Below are 12,723 nucleotides of genomic sequence, written 5' to 3' on the forward strand. Positions count from 1 at the left end.
TGGGTCGCCTTTCTCAGCGTAGACAAGGCAGGGCTTCGATGAGCCCGCCCGGTGATTGGCTGGCCACCACCGGCTGGCGTGCGGAGGAGCCGCGCAAGGGGTTTGCCCGCTGGACCGCGCGCTGGTTCGGGCGTACGACAGCGGTGCCCAGCTCGCGTTTTCAGGACCACAGCGAGCCGTTTCCCGGTCATTGGCGACGTTTCCCGGACCCGTGGTCACCGGCCGAGCCGACGGATCCACGGGTTCGCGACGCGCTCGCCGCGGCTCTCGACCAGCTGCCGGCGACCTGGCGCACGATAATCGTCGCCCACGACGGACTCGGTCTCGACGCTACCGCCATCAGCCGGCGATCCGGCCTGTCCCCGCGGCAACAGCGAGCAATCCTGAACAAAGCGCGTGCAGTCGTACGAGATCACCTCGCGCGGGCGCTCATCGGGCCCGGCGACCAATGACCATCGCGCCGCGTACGCTCGCACGCCGGCTGGTCCCACTGCAGGTCGCGGTGGGCCTGCAGGGCCTCGCCCTGTGGGTGCCGGTCGAGAAGCTCTTCATGACCCAGATTGGCTTCACGCCAAGCACAGTCGCGCTCATGGCGGCCGCATACGCGGTCGTCGTCCCCGTGCTCGAAGTGCCTTCGGGTATCCTGGCCGACCGCTGGAGCCGGAACCAGATCATGGTCTGCGCCACCGTCGCGCTGATCGCCAGCACCCTGCTGGGCGGCCTGAGCACCAACGTGCCGACGTATATCGCGGCGGCGATGATTCTCGGCATTTACTTCGCCCTCAGCTCGGGCACCCTGGACAGCGTCGTTTATGACGTGCTCATCGAGGAAACCGGCGACAGCGATCTGTACGCGACCTGGATCGGCCGGGTCCAGATGGTGCAAAGCGGCGCTTTCGTGGTGACCTCGCTCGCCGGCGGCCTGCTCGCCGGGCTGACCTCCGCCAGAGTCACGTATTTTGTTTCTCTCCCGTGCATCGCGCTCTCGATTGTCGCGTTCCTGCGGTTCGACGAGCCACACAGCTGCATCGCGCCGCGGAGCCGCTCGCGCTGCGCAGCCATATCGCGCTGACCTACCGGACCATGATCCGAGAGCCGGGCATCGGGCAGGTCGTGCTGCTGGCCGCCCTGGTCGGGCTACTTTCCCAGTCGGTGTTCGAATTCGGACCGCTATGGCTGGTGGCGCTGGCCGCGCCGGCCGTCCTGTTCGGCCCGTACTGGGCGGCCTTGGTCTCCACCCTGGGCGTGGGCGGCCTTCTCACCAGCAAGCTGAACCTCGGCCATCCCTTGTCGGTCGGCGTGCTCGCGGTTGCCGCACCGGCCGCCGCGATCGCACTCACCCTGACGCGGTCACTGGTCGCGGTGATCGCCACTCAGGCGGTGCTCGCCTTGCTGCTCGCCATCATCAGCATCCGCGCCGGAAAGTTGTTGCATGACGGGGTGCCCTCGGCGGTACGAGCCGGCGTCTCGTCCGGGGTTGGCACCCTGTCGTGGCTGTTGTTCCTGCCGTTCTCGCTGGTATTCGGCTGGTACGCGCGCACCCACGGTGTGCCGTCGGCCGGCTGGTTCCTGACCGGCGCCGCGGTGCTGATCGGACTGCTGCTGATTACGTCCGTACGGCGGCCATCCGTCGCCGAACAACCGGCGGATTGCGCCTGCGAGCAGTTCGTCGAGCTGGTCACCGACTTCCTCGACAGCGTGCTGCCACCCGATCTCAAGGAGAGCTTCCAGACCCACCTCGCCGACTGTGTCGGCTGCCAGGACTACCTCGGCCAGATTCGCGACACCATCCGCGCCCTCAAACAAGCCGATCTCCATCTCGCTCCCTGACGAAAGGCTTTCCTTATGTTGCTCGAAAACAAGACCGCGATCGTCTACGGCGCGGCCGGGCCCGTGGGTACCGCGGTGGCTTGCGCTTACGCCCGCGAAGGCGCCGAGGTCCACCTCGTCGGTCGCACCGGGGCGACCCTGGTGACGCTGGCACAGCAGATTCGCGAGGAGGGCGGCACGGCGTCGTACGTCGCCCCTCTCGACGTCCTCGACCGGGCCGCCGTCGAAGAACACGCGGCGGCCGTCGCCGACAGCGGCGGCATCGATATCTGCTTCAACGCCACCCCCAATGACGACGTTCAAGGCATCCCGCTGCTCGACCTCGCCTACCAGGATTTTCTGCGCCCTGTCAGCAAAGCCATCACCGCGCATTTCACCATCGGCACCGCGGTCGGCCGGCACATGACAAGACGCGGCAGCGGCGTCATCCTCGTGATGGCCGGCGGCCGTGAGGCCATCGCCAACCTCGGCGGTTCGCACGTCGCCTGGGCCGCACTGGCCGGGCTCTGCCGACAACTCGCCGCCGAGTTCGGACCCGCTGGCGTACGAGTCACCTGGCTGCTCTCACCCGGCTCCGACCAGTCGGGCGAACCGGACACCGCCGGGCTGCTGCCCCGCCATCAGCCCACTTACGCCGAAGTCGGCACCGTTGCCGCCTTCGTCGCGTCCGACTGGGCCCGCACCATCACCGCCAGCGAAATCAACCTCACCGGCGGAGCCGTTATCGACTGACCACTGTCTACTCGCGGCCGCCGAACTGCCAGTTGTGGACCTCGATGGCGGCATACCGGTCCTCGGACAGGACGGCGCGGGCGGTGTCCGGGTCCGGCGCCCGGAGCAACACCACGGTCCCGAGCCAGCCGGTGCCATCGTCGGACAGGAGCGGACCGTACGCGATCAGCTCGTCATTGTCCGGTGGCTCCAGATCGGCACCTTCGCCAGTCCCGAGACCAATAACCAGGTAGCGGTTGCCGCCCTCGCGGCCGCCAGCGAAGTCCCACATCGTCCGGCCAAGCTTGTTCCGCCACCGCCGGATGAGCACGTCCCGGTAGGCGCCGGCCTGATAATTGGGCTCGTCAAAGGCAAACGCGCGGGCGGTGGCCACATCCGGCAAATCCACAATGTGGATACTGCCGGTGGGTGTGTCCAGATCCTCGCCGAGAGTCGGCCCGCGAGCGATCATCCCCTTCGCGTAACCGTCCATGTAAGACCAGTGCGCTTCGATCAACTCTTCACGCAACGGCATCGAGCCCGGCCGATCGCGGTGATAAAAGACAAATTCCATAGCCCTATTATCCCCTCAGGAAGGCCAGCTCCGGAGGGCGGCATCGAGTACGTTCAGAATTCTGTCCCAGGAAACGTCCGCGCCGCGCGGATGGTGGTGGAATCCGCCGGATTTCTCCAGACTCACATAACCGTGGAATGCACTGCCCAGCAGCCGTACGGCGTCGGTTTCAGCGGGTTCGCCGAGGCGGTAGTCGCGCAGGACCGCCCGAGCGAAAGCCGAATGCCGACGAGCGGCGGGGCCGGCGGCCGTCTCCGGATCCAGCTCGATCTGCATCGCCGCGTACCTGCCAGGACAGGCCTTGGCATAGTCGCGGTACGCGTTCGCGAACGCGACCAACGCGTCCTTGCCGGCGCGGCCGGCGAGGGTGGCGGCGATCTTGTCGGCGAGCTCGTCGAGGGCGAGCGAGCGCCGCCAGCCGCTGCCGCAACTCCTGGAAGTTCCTGATGTGGGAGTAGAGGCTCGCGTCCTTAACGCCGAAGCCGCGGGCCAGCGCGGACACCGTCACGTTCTCGAAGCCGACCTCGTCGGCCAGCTCCGCGGCAGCCTGGGTGAGCCGCTCCGCGGTCAGGCCAGCTCGTGCCATGCGTCACCTTCCTAGAGGGCCTAATCATTTGCCTAGGGATCCTAGGCGAGTTAGTTTAGCTGACATGAGATCAGTGACCGAGAAGGAGATCCGCACCTCCTTCGTCAACTGCACCAAGGGCGAGGCGACTCGGCTCGCGGTGCCCCGCGATTTGGCCGAGCGGCCCTGGGACGACCTGGACTTTCTCGGCTGGCGAGATCCCGCCTCGACCGAGCGTGCCTACTTGGTGACCGAGTCCGGCGATGGCCTGGTCGGGGTGGCGTTGCGGGCCGCACGACCTACTGGCCAACGGCGGCAAAGCATGTGCTCCCTCTGCCTGACCTCGCATTCCGGCGGCGGGGTTTCGCTGATGACCGCCCGCAAAGCCGGCCGGAACGGGCAGCAGGGCAACTCCGTCGGGTCGTACGTGTGCAGCGACCTGGCCTGTTCGCTTTACCTGCGCGGCAAGAAGCCGGTCGGTCCCGGTGGCCGGCTGAACGAGTCGCTGTCGCTGGCCGAAAAGGTCGAGCGGACGATGTCGAACCTGACCGGATTCCTGGACCGGGTGACCGCATGATCACGACGCCGATCGAGGCCGGGATGCTGCGCGGTGCACTTGAGGTCGAGCGCACCGACGTTGGCCTGCTGCCGCATCGGCTGCCGACGGCGGCCCGGAGGCAGTTCCCGGATGGCTATCTCGCCCGGATGGAGGCCATGCCGTCCGGGGTTCGGCTGCCGTTTCGTACCGAGGCGACCGTCGTTGAGCTGGACGTACGCCCGACCAAGGCGATAGTCGAGGGCTTTCCGGCCGGACCGGACGGCGTTTACGACCTGCTCGTCGATGGTCGGCTGACCTCTCGTACGAGCGTGTCCGGCGGCAGTGTGCAGACCGTCGACATGACGACGTTCTCTCACGTCACCACGCCCGGACCCGCCGGCACCGCCCGGTTCGCGCCGTTGCCGGCGGGCATCAAAGACGTGGAGATCTGGCTTCCTCACAACGAGATCACCGAGGTCATCGCGCTGCGTACGAATGCGCCGGTGCTGGCCGCGGCTGATCGCGATCAGCGAGTGTGGCTCCATCACGGCAGCTCGATCAGCCACGGCTCGGGGGCCGACGGGCCGAGCGAGACCTGGCCGGCGTTGGCCGCCGCGAATGCCCACGTGGACCTGGTCAACCTCGGCTTCGGCGGCAACGCGATGCTCGATCCGTTCACCGCGCGGGCCCTGCGCGACACGGCCGCGGACCTGATCAGCGTCAAGATCGGCATCAATCTCACCAACGCGGACCTGATGCGCGTACGCGCCTTCGGCCCGGCTGTGCACGGATTTCTGGACACCGTCCGCGAGGGGCATCCCACCACGCCCCTGCTGGTTGTGTCGCCCCTCTTCTGCCCTATCCACGAGGACACACCGGGTCCTGGCGCGGCTGACATCAAGGACGGGCAGGTCCGTTTCCGGGCGACTGGCGACCCGTCGGACCCGAGCCGCCTGACGTTGAACATCATCCGCGCACAGCTTGACCGGGTCGCTGAGCAGCGCGAAGACGCGAACCTGCAGTTCCTGGACGGCCGCGAGCTGTACGGCGATGCGGATTATGCCGAGCTGCCCCTGCCTGACGAGCTTCACCCGAGCGTCGACGGCCATCGACGGATCGCTGAGCGTTTCACCAAACTGGCCTTCGACGGCCCTTTCGCGAGGGCCACTGGCTAGGATGCGCCGATGCGGGTTGTAGCGGTGATCGCGGTCGCCGCGATCGGCGGACTTTTCCTTTTCCGACCACTAAGCCGTCGACAACAGCAGGGCAACCCACAACGTGACAAAAATGACCGTGAGCCCGAAAATCGTCACGGGTCGAATTCTGCGCCCGTACGGGAAGAGGGCGACCCACCCGGCCAGTGCCGGAATGATCAGCAGATCCCACGGCCATCCCACCGCGAAAAACCCCGCAGCGGCGACTCCCGCGCTGAATCCGTCGGCGATCACCAGCCAGTATGGCACCCGGCGGCGCCTGTTTTTGTTCATCGGGCAGCAAAAAAATCGGCGATGATCCGAGAGGCGTCAAGCGACCCGGCGGCTGTCCACGGCAGGTTGGCCAGCGGCGCGCCGGGCCAGCTGTGCCCTCCACCGGGCACTACGATCGACCGCACCTGAGTTCCGGCGGAACAGGACCAGGTCATGTCCGTACCACCGGCGCGTACGACACCAGCTGGCGCGCACCCGTCGAGCCGCCGCCACTTTCCCACCACGTCAACGAAAGGAGCGAACCGGCCACCGCCCTTGATCGGCACCGCGGAGTCGGCCGTACCGTGGATGGCGAGCACTGACACCGAATGCGCGAGCGGACACTGGACGCCGTCGACATTTGCGTTCGCGTCGGCCATGTTTCCCTCCACGGCCGCGACCGCCGTGATCCGCGACGAAAGCTCACACGCCAGCCGGTAGGCCATCATCGCGCCACGGGAGCTGCCCATCACATACACCGCGTCAATTCCGTCAGTGGCACGAAAATGGTCGATGAGAGCGGAAATGAACGCCACGTCGTCGACCCCGGCACGGTGGCAGCACCCGAAAGGTTCCCAACCGCCGTCCACGCCGTCCGGATAGGCGACCACCCAGCCCAGCCGGTCGGCCTGCCGATCGAACCGGGTGAACGACTCCTCCAGAAATCCGTTCTCATGCGTGCCGTGCAGGTCCAGGACAAGGCTCGTACGCGCGGCGCGATGCGCTGGCTCGTACGTGCGATAGTCCCTGTCCCCCAGCGTCTCGACCCGTACGCGACCAGTCCATCCGGCGATCACCGAAGGGCCAGCGAAAACCGCGGCGGCACCGCCGTGAAGGCCACGAGAGCAACGGCAAAGGCGATGACGACGCGCGCCACCGTCCCCGTCAGTTTTGTCATGTGGCCACCTTCAACCCTGTACCTCAGTACAGAGTCAAGGGCTAGCCTGGATCCATGCGTACCAGCGAGGTCGCCCAGTTGGCCGGCGTGAACCTGCAGACCGTGCGGTTCTACGAGCGGCGCGGCCTGCTGCCGGTGCCGCGGCGACTGCCGTCCGGCTATCGCGACTACGGCCCGGAGGCGGTCGATCTGGTGCGCTTCGTGAAATGGGCCCAGGGCCTCGGCTTCAGCCTCGCCGAAATCGACCAGCTCCTCGACGTGGCACTCGCCGGCGACCTCGACAGCTGCCAGGCCGGTTGGACGTTCGTACGCGAGAAGGTCGCCGACCTCGAGCGCAGAATCCAGGACCTGCGGGCCATGCGCGAATCACTGCTGGGTCTGCTGGAGATTTACTCACAACCACGGGAAAGCTGGCAGTGGCCCAGCGCCGGTTCAGCTGGCCGAGCCGACGACCTGGTACGAGCCATCCGATCCCGGATGGCCCACCGTTAGTGTCGCCGTCCGCTACCTCCACCGTTGTTGATCATGGGAAAATCCCGCACTTTTCTGGAGAAAAGTGCGGGATTTTCCCATGATCAACAACGAAGACCGCGCGGCTGGACTATGTCTTCGGGGAAGAGCTCCAAGAGGTTCCTAGCTCGCGCACTGGGCCATGCTCAGGACACTTTCGTTCTGCTGGGAGTCGTTCTGGCCGTAAATGCGCCATCCCTCACCATCGGGATAGGCGTCGGTGATCCGGGCCGTGCCGCCACCTCCGCCGCCGAGCACCAACGTCCCCGGTGGGCAGGCAACGCGCGCGAATCCGTTCGTACCCGGCGCGATGACGGTGTAGTCCGTCTCTACGAATCGGCTGGTCACGCCGGTCCCACAGACCGCCTGCGCACCGATGCTTTGCGCGGTGGCATCGAAATTCTGGACGAAGAAACTCCATCCCATATAGATGTCGCCCGCTTTGTACGTGCCGATCAGGGTGTTTGTCGTGTCCGACCAGCCACCTCCGCTGAAGATCTGGTCCCCACTCAGGCACGATGCCGACAAGCTGGCGGAAGTGTTCGCGCCGACGAGAGCCTTCGCCGGCTCCTGGTGGTAGCTCGTCAGGCCGCCATAACACACCGCATAGAAAGTAATCGAAAGAGCCGCTGTGGCGCGGTTGGTGATTCTCACTTCCCAACCGGATCCGTTGACCATCGCGTACGTGTTGTGGACGGTGATGCCACCGACGTTCGTGTTCGACTCGCCGCCGCCGGTGGCCACCATGCCGGACGGGCAGTTTACCCACCCGTCGCCCCAGTCTCCGGGTTGCAGGGTGATCGGCCCGTAGGTGTAGACGGACTTCGTCCAGCTGTCGGGCGCGGCGGCCGTGAGCTTTGCCTTGGTGGCGGTCGAAATTGGACCTGCGGTCGGTGCGAGCGACACCTTCTTCCCCTTGCGTACGACACACCGCGCCACCGCCCGCGTTCGACTGCGAACGTACGGCCGTGGGCTGAGCTGGCGCGGCGAAAGCGCTCGAGGCGGGGGGAGCGAGCAGAAAGCGAGGGCCAGCAGCGTCACGCTGGCGAGGAAGGGTCTGCGCTTCATCGGACCTCCGGGATGTGGTGAGTGGCTGCCGATCGACAGCCTCCAAAGAGGTATCCGATCCCGGCCGTCCCACGCAGGGCCCGCAGGCCGTACGAACGAGCACCTTTGGCGGCCCGGAAAGGCGTCCGGAAGGTTAGCGAGCGAATTCCGACGTACCGAAACGTGCCAGGTAATGCCAAACGCGCTTTAATGCTTGCTCGTCGTGCCGACCGCTGCGCGCGGCCGCGCCAATGATCGCCGGATCGAGCTGGCCGTCCAGGGCCAGGCTCTCGCCGAGTTCGACGTACTCGGACCCGCGATAGTCCGGATGTCGGCGCATTTCGTCGACCGACAGCCGGAAACCGCCGTGCCACTCCATCGGGCATCCAAGGCCCGCGGCCAGCTTCTCCACCTCGGTGCCCCGATAACAGGGGTCCAGCACCATCGCCTCGACGTCATGGGTGAACCGCACTGGCCCGTGGACCTGCGCTTCGACATAGTCGTCGAGAAAGTCCTTCTGATCCGCGGCGGCCACCGCGACCACAGTGGACAGTCGGTCCACGACCCCGACATGAACCGGCTCGAAAAAGCTGTCGGGATAGCAGAAAGTCGTCCGCGGCAGAGTGTGGTCGGCCAGTCGAAGATGCGCCGAGCCAAACCGCGGCGAACCACCGATGGCCCGCCGGCGGAAGTTGAGGGCGCCGTATTTCGGCCGCTCGGAGGGCGGCTCGTTGTCGTACGCGGCACCAAAAAGTCGGCTCTCCCACCGCCACCGGTCACCGCCGGGATGCGCGGTCAGGCCGCCATTGCTGGTGCCGGTCTCGAACTGCGAACGATAGCTGCCGTCCCTGGCCATCGCCGCGAGGATCGGTAACCCCGCTCACCAGTCGGTCCGGATGGAAATTCAGCGTGACACGAAACTCCGAGCCTGCCGGCTCCCCCTCGGCACGCTCGACCACATGAGCGACGGCAAGCCGCTGCGCGGAGTCTCCGACCATGTCTCTACGATACCCAGCCCTATCCGTGGAAGCCGCTCCGGATGGCCGGCCAGCCGGGATTGTTTTCCGGCTGGTTCCTGGATTCGTACCTGTCCAATCAGGAAGAGCGGACGACAGAATCCACCCCATAGCCAACTGGAAAGGAACCTGGTGACTGCCCGACAACTCACTCGCGGAATCCTGATCGCAGCCACGACAGCCGTGCTGGGAAATAGGAGCCAGCCATGACCGCGCCCGCCGGCGCCGCGCCGCTGCCACGCCCCGCCACGCAGGGCAACGGTGGCGCGGTCAGACTGCACACCAACGTGACATCATTTGGACCAGCCCGACCGGCTCCGCAGGGCTCGTCGACAAAAAGAGAATCCAGCGCCGAGACCGGAAAAACCGTCGTACGCCCGAACTACGAGAAGAGCACAATATTGTACGGCCCTCTCAACATTGGGCCGTACGAGGCTTATCAAGCGTGGGTCGACTGCCCGGCCGGAATGGTGGCCACTGGCGGCGGCGAGTCGAACACCAGCGCCGGCGGCATTTTCCCGCACGACAGCTACGCCTTGGACAACGGCGCGGGATGGCAGGTGACCGTCAGCAATAACTCTTCGGTCAGTGCCACGTACACAGTGAACGCGGTCTGCGTCAACGGACTCAACTCGTATCGGCAGGTCCGGGGCAAAGACCTGCTTCCGGCCAACGGCGCCGGTGGAGTGGCGGCCACCTGCGCGCCCAATGAATTGGTGCTCGGTGGCGGCGGCTTTTCCGACACCATCAACAACCATGCGGTCACCTATCCGTACCCGTCCGCGAACTCGTGGTGGTACGGCATGCACAATCTGGACGGTGTGCAGCGCACGATCACGACACAGGCGATGTGCGGTGGCTATAACGGTAGCTATCAGGTCCTGAATGGATCCTATTCCGACGTCGCACCTGGTCACGTCGCGACAGCGGTGGTTTACTGCCCCGTTGGGACATCAGTGACCAGCGGTGGCGGCGGCGGCGGCGATGGCACCTTTATCACCGATTCGTACCCCGACCCCAGCGAGGGCTGGCGAGTTTATGCCTACAACTCGACCACAAGTCCGGGCGTGGTGAGCGCCGATGTGGTCTGCGTAGGCTGAAACCGGGCATCACCGTCACCGTCGAGCGCTGACCCGGACCTGCGCACCACCTGCCGGCATCATGGTCATGCCGTGCACCCTGGTCGCCTCCGGCGCGGGGCGGTCGGCGGTGATGTCGTACCGGGCCAGCACCTCCCGCAACACCAGGGAGGCTTCCAACTGGGCGAAACCGACACCAAGGCAGCGGCGTACGCCACCACCGAAGGGAATCCACGTGTTGGTCGCTGGCTGGCCGTCCAGGAAACGCGCTGGCCGGAACTCGGCGGGTTCGGGGTAGTTTTCCTCAGCTGCCTGAACAAGACCGATCCCAGGCGCGACGACCGTGCCGGCCGGCAGCAGGTAGTCACCCACCTGCGCCGGCTGGGCCAGCCGGCGGCCGATCACGTAAATCACCGGGTGCAGCCGAGTGGCCTCCTTGACCAGCGCGATCAAATAGTCCTCGTCGTTGTCGTCGGCGGCCCGCTGCGCGGCGCGCAACACCTGCGGCCGGCGGGCCAGTTCGTGCAGCGTCCAGCCGAGCGCGGTCGCGGTGGTTTCGTGGCCAGCCAACAGAAGGTTGAAGAGCTGGTCACGCAACTCGGCGCTGGACAGCTCGCCGTCCGCCGGCTGCAGCAACCGCGACAACACGTCGGTGCCGTCGACCGCGCCAGCCCGCCGCCGGTCGGCGATTTCTCCGTCCAGCCAGGCATTGAGCTCAGCACGCCGGGCCTGGAACCGTCGGTACCGGCGGAATGCCCGCAGCGGCGGGAAAAACCCACCCAGCACGGCAGCGTGCTGGCCGTTGACCACATCGGTGACCAGCGGCCGCAACACAGCCAGCCGCTCTTCTTCACTGACGCCGAAAACCACCCGCAGAATGACTTCCAGCGTCAGCGCGTGCATGCGGTCATGCGCTCGTACCAGCTGCCCGGTCGGCCAGCTCTCGGCGTCGGCGATCGCCACCTGGCCGATCAAGTCCTGGTAGCCGCGCAGCGCCGCCGCGGTGAACGCCGGCATCACCAATCGCCGCAGGCGCTGGTGCGCGTCGCCGTCGGACAGTACGATCGCGTGTTCCCCCAACACTGGCGCCAGTACGTCGTTTGCCTCGCCAGCGTGGAAAACCGTGGCCGAACCGGCGAACACCGTACGAATGTCCGCCGGCCGGGTAATCACCACCAATTTTCGGCCAGCGGCCAGGCTAACGGTGAAGGTATGCCCGAAACGGCGTTGCCAGCGCGGAAAATACTCGTGCCGGGCCGAGCCAAACAGCAGTGTCTGGATACCGGCCGGCAGCCGCGGTCCGGGAGGCAGGGTCGTACGCACAGCGGTCGATGCGGTCACAGTCGGCCAGCCTAGCGGGGCTCAGCCGCCCCGGACCGTCCCTGGAAAAGTCGTGACATCCACCAACACGATCCGATGACGATTGTTAATATGCGCGTTCATGCAGCCGTACGGGCGTTTCCGTCGCGGCACCACAATGGGCGGGTAGGGTCTGCTGCGGCCTGGGACTGTAGCGCAGAGGTCGTCGCGCCTCGTCGTCACCGAGGAGGACGCCGGTTCGACTCCGGCCGGTCCCGCGTGATCGATGACTCCGACCTCGAGCTCACCCTGGATGTGCTGGCCAGAGTGCGCGAACTACCGGTCGACGACCCTGCGCGCGTACGAGTGCAACGGGCCGTCGACGGGCTCCTGAAGGACGCACAGCGCACCCGTCGCGCCGAGCGCCGGCGGGCCAGCGCGACCGCTGGGCGGTCGGTGGTGGCCTCGACCGGGTTGGGAGCCACCGACCGGATCGAGGACCTGGCTGGGCATGCTGAACCCGCGCACCCAAAACGACCCAGGGCACTTGACCGGGATCGCCGCTGTTACGTTTGCAAGTCGCCGTACCGACAAGTCCACGCCTTCTATCACTGGCTGTGCGCGGCCTGCGCCACCGACAACCACGCCCGGCGGACCGCCGGCACCGACCTGACCGGGCGGCGCGCGCTGGTCACCGGTGGCCGGGTGAAAATCGGGTTCCACGTCGCGAGGATGCTGCTCCGCGACGGTGCCGAGGTGACCGTCACCACTCGTTTTCCGGCCGACGCGGCGGCCCGGTTCGCCGCTGACCCGGAGACCGCGAAGCACCTCGGCAGGCTCACCGTCACCGAGATCGACCTGCGGTCCCCCCCAGCAGGTCCTCGATCTCACCCAACGACTGCTGGACGACGGGCGCTCGCTGGACATCCTGGTCAACAACGCCGCCCAGACAGTCCGCCGGCCACAGTGGTCGTACGCGCCGCTGGTCGCGGGTGAGCGCGCCGAAAAGGAGATCACCGCTGGTCAGGCACCGGGCCAGCTGCCCGTACGAGCCGTTGACGCGAGCGGATTCCTGCCGGATCCAGCGACCGCGAACTCGTGGACCGCTCGGGTGGGTGCGGTAGACCCGGTCGAGGTGCTGGAAGTTCAACTGGTGAATGCCGCTGCTGTCGACCGGTTGCTGCCGCTGC

Annotated in this window: 16 protein-coding genes, 1 tRNA gene and 1 pseudogene; 10 read left to right on the forward strand and 8 right to left on the reverse strand. The window is 66.5% G+C overall.

Annotated features, from left to right (window positions below):
* Positions 1-38: 38 nt before the first annotated feature.
* The 4 genes from GNX96_RS23100 to GNX96_RS23110 are packed head-to-tail and all read left to right on the forward strand — an operon-like array spanning position 39 to position 2,562.
* Positions 39-452, forward strand: coding sequence for a sigma-70 family RNA polymerase sigma factor (locus GNX96_RS23100; protein WP_163569667.1), 414 nt, complete (start codon positions 39-41; stop codon positions 450-452).
* Positions 449-1,072 carry an MFS transporter gene (locus GNX96_RS54425; RefSeq protein WP_279581219.1) on the forward strand — a complete coding sequence of 208 codons (624 nt, stop codon included), beginning with the start codon at positions 449-451 and terminating at the stop codon, positions 1,070-1,072. Before GNX96_RS23100 ends, GNX96_RS54425 begins: the two co-directional genes overlap by 4 nt.
* 11 nt (positions 1,073-1,083) lie before the next feature.
* The gene (locus GNX96_RS54430) at positions 1,084-1,830 is read left to right on the forward strand and encodes a zf-HC2 domain-containing protein (protein ID WP_279581220.1); all 747 of its coding nucleotides are present in this window, start codon (positions 1,084-1,086) and stop codon (positions 1,828-1,830) included.
* A 15-nt stretch (positions 1,831-1,845) separates the two neighbouring features.
* Positions 1,846-2,562, forward strand: coding sequence for an SDR family NAD(P)-dependent oxidoreductase (locus GNX96_RS23110; RefSeq protein WP_163569668.1), 717 nt, complete (start codon positions 1,846-1,848; stop codon positions 2,560-2,562).
* A gap of 7 nt (positions 2,563-2,569) precedes the next feature.
* On the opposite strand, the gene GNX96_RS23115 is transcribed toward GNX96_RS23110, so the two are convergent.
* From GNX96_RS23115 to GNX96_RS64600, 3 genes and pseudogenes are all read right to left on the reverse strand, one after another.
* Positions 2,570-3,115, reverse strand: a complete 546-nt coding sequence (locus GNX96_RS23115; protein WP_163569669.1) for a YciI family protein — start codon at positions 3,113-3,115, stop codon at positions 2,570-2,572.
* Positions 3,116-3,130: 15 nt separating this feature from the next.
* Entirely contained in the window at positions 3,131-3,454 is a 324-nt protein-coding gene (locus GNX96_RS54435; protein ID WP_279581221.1) for a TetR-like C-terminal domain-containing protein, read from the reverse strand.
* Positions 3,455-3,608: 154 nt separating this feature from the next.
* Positions 3,609-3,701: pseudogene (locus tag GNX96_RS64600) on the reverse strand (TetR family transcriptional regulator); the annotation flags it as partial.
* A gap of 64 nt (positions 3,702-3,765) precedes the next feature.
* Here GNX96_RS64600 and GNX96_RS23125 point away from each other — a divergent pair.
* Together GNX96_RS23125 and GNX96_RS23130 are read left to right on the forward strand one after the other, a co-directional pair.
* The gene (locus tag GNX96_RS23125) at positions 3,766-4,257 is read left to right on the forward strand and encodes an FBP domain-containing protein (protein WP_163569670.1); all 492 of its coding nucleotides are present in this window, start codon (positions 3,766-3,768) and stop codon (positions 4,255-4,257) included.
* Complete coding sequence (locus GNX96_RS23130; RefSeq protein WP_163569671.1) at positions 4,254-5,393, forward strand: GDSL-type esterase/lipase family protein; 1,140 nt, start codon at positions 4,254-4,256, stop codon at positions 5,391-5,393. The genes GNX96_RS23125 and GNX96_RS23130 overlap by 4 nt, the downstream gene beginning before the upstream one ends.
* A gap of 69 nt (positions 5,394-5,462) precedes the next feature.
* On the opposite strand, the gene GNX96_RS23135 is transcribed toward GNX96_RS23130, so the two are convergent.
* Positions 5,463-5,681 (reverse strand): hypothetical protein, encoded by a 219-nt coding sequence (locus tag GNX96_RS23135; RefSeq protein WP_163569672.1) that lies wholly within the window; start codon positions 5,679-5,681, stop codon positions 5,463-5,465.
* A gap of 20 nt (positions 5,682-5,701) precedes the next feature.
* Positions 5,702-6,481: an alpha/beta hydrolase family esterase gene (locus GNX96_RS23140; protein ID WP_163569673.1), complete on the reverse strand. Its 780-nt coding sequence runs from the start codon at positions 6,479-6,481 to the stop codon at positions 5,702-5,704.
* Between the two features lie 155 nt (positions 6,482-6,636).
* Between GNX96_RS23140 and GNX96_RS23145 the strand changes: the two genes are divergently transcribed.
* On the forward strand, positions 6,637-7,074 hold the full coding sequence (locus GNX96_RS23145; protein ID WP_163569674.1) for a MerR family transcriptional regulator: 438 nt from the start codon (positions 6,637-6,639) through the stop codon (positions 7,072-7,074).
* A gap of 141 nt (positions 7,075-7,215) precedes the next feature.
* On the opposite strand, the gene GNX96_RS23150 is transcribed toward GNX96_RS23145, so the two are convergent.
* Positions 7,216-8,160 (reverse strand): hypothetical protein, encoded by a 945-nt coding sequence (locus GNX96_RS23150; protein WP_163569675.1) that lies wholly within the window; start codon positions 8,158-8,160, stop codon positions 7,216-7,218.
* Between the two features lie 133 nt (positions 8,161-8,293).
* Positions 8,294-8,995 (reverse strand): DUF3626 domain-containing protein, encoded by a 702-nt coding sequence (locus tag GNX96_RS23155; RefSeq protein WP_279581223.1) that lies wholly within the window; start codon positions 8,993-8,995, stop codon positions 8,294-8,296.
* A 366-nt stretch (positions 8,996-9,361) separates the two neighbouring features.
* Between GNX96_RS23155 and GNX96_RS23160 the strand changes: the two genes are divergently transcribed.
* Complete coding sequence (locus GNX96_RS23160) at positions 9,362-10,255, forward strand: hypothetical protein (protein WP_163569676.1); 894 nt, start codon at positions 9,362-9,364, stop codon at positions 10,253-10,255.
* Between the two features lie 15 nt (positions 10,256-10,270).
* On the opposite strand, the gene GNX96_RS23165 is transcribed toward GNX96_RS23160, so the two are convergent.
* Positions 10,271-11,575, reverse strand: coding sequence for a cytochrome P450 (locus tag GNX96_RS23165; protein ID WP_163569677.1), 1,305 nt, complete (start codon positions 11,573-11,575; stop codon positions 10,271-10,273).
* Positions 11,576-11,738: 163 nt separating this feature from the next.
* Here GNX96_RS23165 and GNX96_RS23170 point away from each other — a divergent pair.
* Both GNX96_RS23170 and GNX96_RS23175 read left to right on the forward strand, forming a co-directional pair.
* Positions 11,739-11,811 (forward strand) — tRNA-Asp (locus tag GNX96_RS23170).
* Between the two features lies 1 nt (position 11,812).
* The gene (locus GNX96_RS23175) at positions 11,813-12,529 is read left to right on the forward strand and encodes an SDR family oxidoreductase (RefSeq protein ID WP_163569678.1); all 717 of its coding nucleotides are present in this window, start codon (positions 11,813-11,815) and stop codon (positions 12,527-12,529) included.
* The last annotated feature ends 194 nt before the right edge of the window (positions 12,530-12,723 follow it).

The sequence above is a fragment of the Fodinicola feengrottensis genome, from assembly GCF_010993775.1.
Lineage (GTDB): Bacteria > Actinomycetota > Actinomycetes > Mycobacteriales > HKI-0501 > Fodinicola > Fodinicola feengrottensis.